Annotated in this window: 6 protein-coding genes; all 6 read left to right on the top strand. The window is 56.6% G+C overall.

What is annotated here, in order from left to right:
• Positions 1–125: 125 nt before the first annotated feature.
• The 6 genes from K7B09_RS12625 (at position 126) to K7B09_RS12600 (ending at position 4,497) form a co-directional block, all read left to right on the top strand.
• Positions 126–1,085 (top strand): S41 family peptidase, encoded by a 960-nt coding sequence (locus K7B09_RS12625; RefSeq protein ID WP_223629820.1) that lies wholly within the window; start codon positions 126–128, stop codon positions 1,083–1,085.
• An 885-nt stretch (positions 1,086–1,970) separates the two neighbouring features.
• Positions 1,971–2,399, top strand: coding sequence for a hypothetical protein (locus K7B09_RS12620; RefSeq protein ID WP_223629819.1), 429 nt, complete (start codon positions 1,971–1,973; stop codon positions 2,397–2,399).
• Between the two features lie 334 nt (positions 2,400–2,733).
• Positions 2,734–3,156, top strand: a complete 423-nt coding sequence (locus K7B09_RS12615) for a hypothetical protein (protein ID WP_223629818.1) — start codon at positions 2,734–2,736, stop codon at positions 3,154–3,156.
• Between the two features lie 140 nt (positions 3,157–3,296).
• Entirely contained in the window at positions 3,297–3,659 is a 363-nt protein-coding gene (locus tag K7B09_RS12610; RefSeq protein ID WP_223629817.1) for a YfeK family protein, read from the top strand.
• A 106-nt stretch (positions 3,660–3,765) separates the two neighbouring features.
• Positions 3,766–4,071 (top strand): hypothetical protein, encoded by a 306-nt coding sequence (locus K7B09_RS12605; protein WP_223629816.1) that lies wholly within the window; start codon positions 3,766–3,768, stop codon positions 4,069–4,071.
• Positions 4,072–4,128: 57 nt separating this feature from the next.
• On the top strand, positions 4,129–4,497 hold the full coding sequence (locus tag K7B09_RS12600) for a hypothetical protein (RefSeq protein ID WP_223629815.1): 369 nt from the start codon (positions 4,129–4,131) through the stop codon (positions 4,495–4,497).
• The last annotated feature ends 220 nt before the right edge of the window (positions 4,498–4,717 follow it).

Genomic DNA, 4,717 nt, shown 5'->3' with positions numbered 1-4,717 from the left:
AGCGATCCGCCAGCCTAACAATTCGTTCAAGCCGAGCCCGCTTCGCGGTCTCGGCGCTGGCGCTATGATTGAACCAACGCCGCGCCCGCTCAGCAGGCCGGCTTAACTCAGGTGTTAGGGCTCACATGGAAGGATCGATGAAACGGACAGCTTTTTTGACAGCCATTTTTATGTTGCCGCTCGCTTGCGTGGCGCAGCAGGCTTCGAGTCTGGAAACGGTGGTGAAGCTGGCGAGAGAACGGGCTTTCACGTCGCAATACGTCAACTGGCCAAACGTGGAAAACAAAGCGCGGGCTATTGCGGCGCAAAAGGATGAAGACGCGGCCATACGATTTGTCATAAGAGCACTCGGGGATGGGCACTCTTCATATATTCCCCCGAATCCGGAGGTGACCGTGGCCGCAAGCGGCTCTCGAGCAACGCAAGGTGCGCGGGCGCAAGGAATGTCCCAGGTCAAGGACTCGGTGGGCGGGATCGCAGTGATCGAGGTTAGGTCATGGTCAGGTCCCATGCCAGAAGGAACAGCCGCGGCTAATACCCTCCGAGACCAAGTGTCCGCCGCGTTAACGTCTCAGCGTTGCGGCCTGGTCTTGGACTTCTCCAAGAACTCGGGCGGGAATATGTGGCCGATGCTGAGCGGACTATCCGCGCTGCTTGACGAAGGAACTCTGGGCTTCTTCCAAGACGCCAATGGCGTCACCCGGGCCATCGAAAAGCGGGGCCAGACATTTCTCGTAGACGGCGCGCCCCAGCCATTCGGCCGGGCCGATGGTACGGCATCGTCCGTCGCGCCTCGTCGCATCGGGATTATCGTTGGGCCCAGAACGGCGAGTTCTGGTGAAATCGTCCCGATCATGTTCCATGGGCAGCCCAATGTGCGCTTCTTCGGGCGCGCCACCTCGGGCCACTCAACGGCGAATTCTACGTTTCCCCTTCCAAACAAGGGCATCGTCAACATCACCACCGCTACCACTCTCGACCGAAACCGCGTCGAGTTCGGCGATCAACTGGTCCCTGACGAGTCTGGAGATGAGCCACTTCCGCAAGCCGCGCAATGGGTAGCTTCCGGGTGCAGCCGCGAGTGAGCCCTAACAATTCGTCCAAGCCGACGCCACTTCGTGGCGCGGCTTAACTCAGGTGTTAGGCGGCAAACGAGCATTCCTCTCGCTTTTCGCATTAACAAAAACTTGACAAAGTTAATGCGCCTTGCTATAATTCAAAACTCAAAAGTCTTCGGAGGTGTGGACGGTTCGAATCCGTCGCTGCTTAAAAAGCCTGCCTGTTTGTTCTGTGCCAGCGTTGCTCTGAGCGTTATCGCAACTGAGCCGTTTGCCGTACTAAATGTAATCTCAAACCTAACAGGAGGACTTATGGAAACAATTCACTCGTTCAAAGCAGTAATCTTCGCTACAACCAAGGCAACAGCCCTTATGGGTTCATCGGTGTTTGCAGGCTTGGCAGCGAACGGTCTAACTCCTCACCTATGCTAAAGGCGCCCAATCGGGTGCCTTTTTCTTTGCTGGTGTAGTTACCTGGCATTGCCGCCTAACAATTCATTCAAGCCGACGCCGCTTCGCGGCGCGGCTTAATTCAGGCGTTAGGCGCCACCACCATCATCACCGAAGCCATAGATATGACCACCTGTCCGTACTGCCACAAACAAGCAATGTCGCAACTCAGGAAATCATTTTTGGGTCCAGCGCTATCTGCTCAGTGCAAATCATGTTGCAAGCGCGTTTCCGTCCCTCCGGCCGCAATGTTGGCGGTCACGCCATTCCTCTTCAGCATCATCCTTGCACGCTTTCTGGCTCCGCATGGCTGGCAGTTCAGCGCTTTATCCTTGTTTGTAGGCATCTTGGCAATGGCTGCAATACACGCGTTCCTCGTCCCACTGGTGCCGCGTAGCGCCTAACAATTCATTCAAGCCGAAACCGCTTCGCGGTTCGGCTTAATTCAGGTGTTAGGTTGCCTTGGAACCGATCTCGGCCTTTGCAGTTCGTAAGAAATACCTCGACCAGCACTTCGAGCAATACGTGGCGTTCACGCGCCTGCTCTTGTCACTGGCAACGGGCAGCTTTTCGCTCCTCGCAGCTTTTAGCGGCAATCTGTTATCCAGCGCTCAGTACGTTGCGCTCGCTAAAACGTCTTTTCCGCTGCTTCTGGTCTCAATGCTGTGCGGTCTATTCGTCCAGTACAGGCTGGTCACCCGGCCGCTCAGAGATCTAGCTGAGGTCGATCGCCTGTTGGAGCATGCGGAACGCACAGGGTCGCAAGAGCCCATCATCCATCGTCGAGTTCCGTCACGCCTTGAGCGGCTGTTCTTTCAGTGCCAAGCCCTTAGCTTTCTCAGCGCCTTCATTCTTCTGGTTGCATATGCGGTGTCCTGGCAGGCAACCTAACAATTCGTCCAAGCCGACGCCGCTTCGCGGCGCGGCTTAACTCAGGTGTTAGGTCGAGTTGGCGCAAGACTTTGAAATTGGGCAATCGCGCTTATCTCAGAGCTTCTTGCGGTTGTGATGTTGAGCATCGTGAAAGGCTAGCCCCACTCTCGCGCTCAACGTTCCTGGCCGCGCTCACGGGCCATCCTCGTCAAGCTGCGGTGGCCCTGCCTTCACTTGCAACTCGCAAGGTCATGGGCCAATCTCGCCCTAACAATTCGTTCAAGCCGACGCCGCTTCGCGGCGCGGCTTAACTCAGGTGTTAGGCGCTACCCAGAATTCGGAGCAAGTTCGCATGAAGCACATCCTTCCAATCTTTGCCGCACTCTTCTGTACAGGTGCTTTTGCACAAGATCGCGTTCAGATCAATCTCGGCGACACAATGTCAGGAGTACAGAGCAGGAGCATCATTGCCGCCACTTGCGCCCGAGCTGCTGATGCCGCAGTTAATGCACATGCAGCAGGAAAGCTCTCAGACGTAATCAATCAGGCCGCAAAGGCAAAAGAAACGGGCTCCAGCGACGACCCCTACTTCAACAACCTTGTTCGCAACTACAAATTCAACCCAAACGACGACTTTCTTTTCTCGGTACTTTTCTTCTCACAGCTGAACATCAAATGGCTAGAGCAAAAACAGCCATATCAAAGCTCACTTGATTCACTGTACAAAACCTACGTCGCTGCCTCTTGTGCGCAAGTAGCCAAATATCAGTCTTAGCAAAAAGCCATTAGCCACGCGCCTAACAATTCGTTCAAGCCGAACCCGCTTCGTGGCGTCAAATGCGTGCTTACGCTACGCTAGCACGCATTCGCCGCCACTACGCGTGTCGGCTTAACTCAAGTGTTAGCGCCTCAAAAATGAAGATCAAAGCTCTCCTCGTTGCTTCCGCCCTGCTCCCTTTATCGGCACTCGCTCAGACGCCAACGAGCGAGATCGGCCAGTTGTTCAAGGCACTTGAAACTTCCGGTTGCGAGTTCAATCGCAACGGCAGTTGGTACAACGCTCAACAAGCTAGCGAGCATCTTCATCGCAAGTACGACTACCTGCTCAAGAAAGGACTAGTGAAGTCCACGGAGTCCTTCATCGACCTGGGTGCCAGCAAGAGCAGCATGTCGGGCAAAGCGTACCTGGTGCGCTGTGGAAAGGCACCCGCGGTTGAAAGCAGGTCATGGTTCTTGGCCAAGCTCGGCCAGATCCGCCAGGCTTCTGGTCGGCGCTAACAATTCGTTCAAGCCGAGCCCGCTTCGCGGCCTCGGCGCCGGTTTGTATGATTGAACCATCGCCGTGGCCGCGCAGCGGCCCGGCTTAACTCAGGTGTTAGGCCTCATGGAAAGCGACACGATCGCCGAAGTTTCCATTGACGACTCCGGGCGCCTACACGTGCGCCCGTCACGAACGCAGTTCCCGCATGTGTGGCGTGCGGCGATGGAGGTGTACTGGAATGAAAGTTCAACCACTCTCCACTCCCCGCCGCCACGTTCATGGTCGTACGTCGATTGGTACCGCCAGATCGTCGCGGCTGCGAAAGACGAGTACGGTTGCACCCTCGTCCTCACGCCGGAAACTCAGTGGGTCAACGTGCCGGCGAAGCTTCGAGAGGCCGTTCTTGCCGCCTCTCGGCATGAGGCCTAACAATTCGTCCAAGCCGACGCCGCTTCGCGGCGCGGCTTAATTCAGGTCTTAGGCCGCATGAAGCTGACATCGCTCGTGAAGCTCCTCAACGGCGAGATGGCTCCCGCTGACTACGGCCGTGAGCTGGAGTCAGAGCTGGCGATACATGTCGGCGCTCTTGCCAAGAAGGGGTCTTCTACTCCGGTTGCAGTCACCGAAGATTCCTCGCTGGAGTTTGGCCAGCCCCAACTGGCCACTTTGTGCAGGTTGTACGCAGCCGGTGCGCTTTCCGCCGCGCAGCTCGCGTACACCGCGGACGTCATCCAGCTCTCCGAAAACGTGCACATCGTTGGTGAGTCGGTCGCGGAAGATCTGGCTGGCTGCACGGATCCAGAGATCAATGGGCCGCTTTCGCCAGCCGAAGCGCTGGCAATGGCGGGTCGCTAGAATGCGGCCTAACAATTCGTCCAAGCCGACGCCGCTTCGCGGCGCGGCTTAACTCAGGTGTTAGGTTTAGCGCGGAATTTTTTGGGGATGTGCGGGCTTTGCATTGAATTTCGCTTGATAGGTTTACTGTTTGGTTCAAGTGTGCCCTTGCGTACTTGGCCCACAGCGCGCAGGGGACCTGCGCACCGTGGTGGCGGTAGCATTCGGTAGCTTGCTTCGC

Origin of the sequence: Thermomonas beijingensis (genome assembly GCF_020034655.1) — a bacterium.
Classification (GTDB): domain Bacteria; phylum Pseudomonadota; class Gammaproteobacteria; order Xanthomonadales; family Xanthomonadaceae; genus Thermomonas; species Thermomonas beijingensis.
The sequence above is the reverse complement of the archived record's forward strand: the minus strand, read 5'-3'. Positions and strand labels throughout refer to the sequence as shown.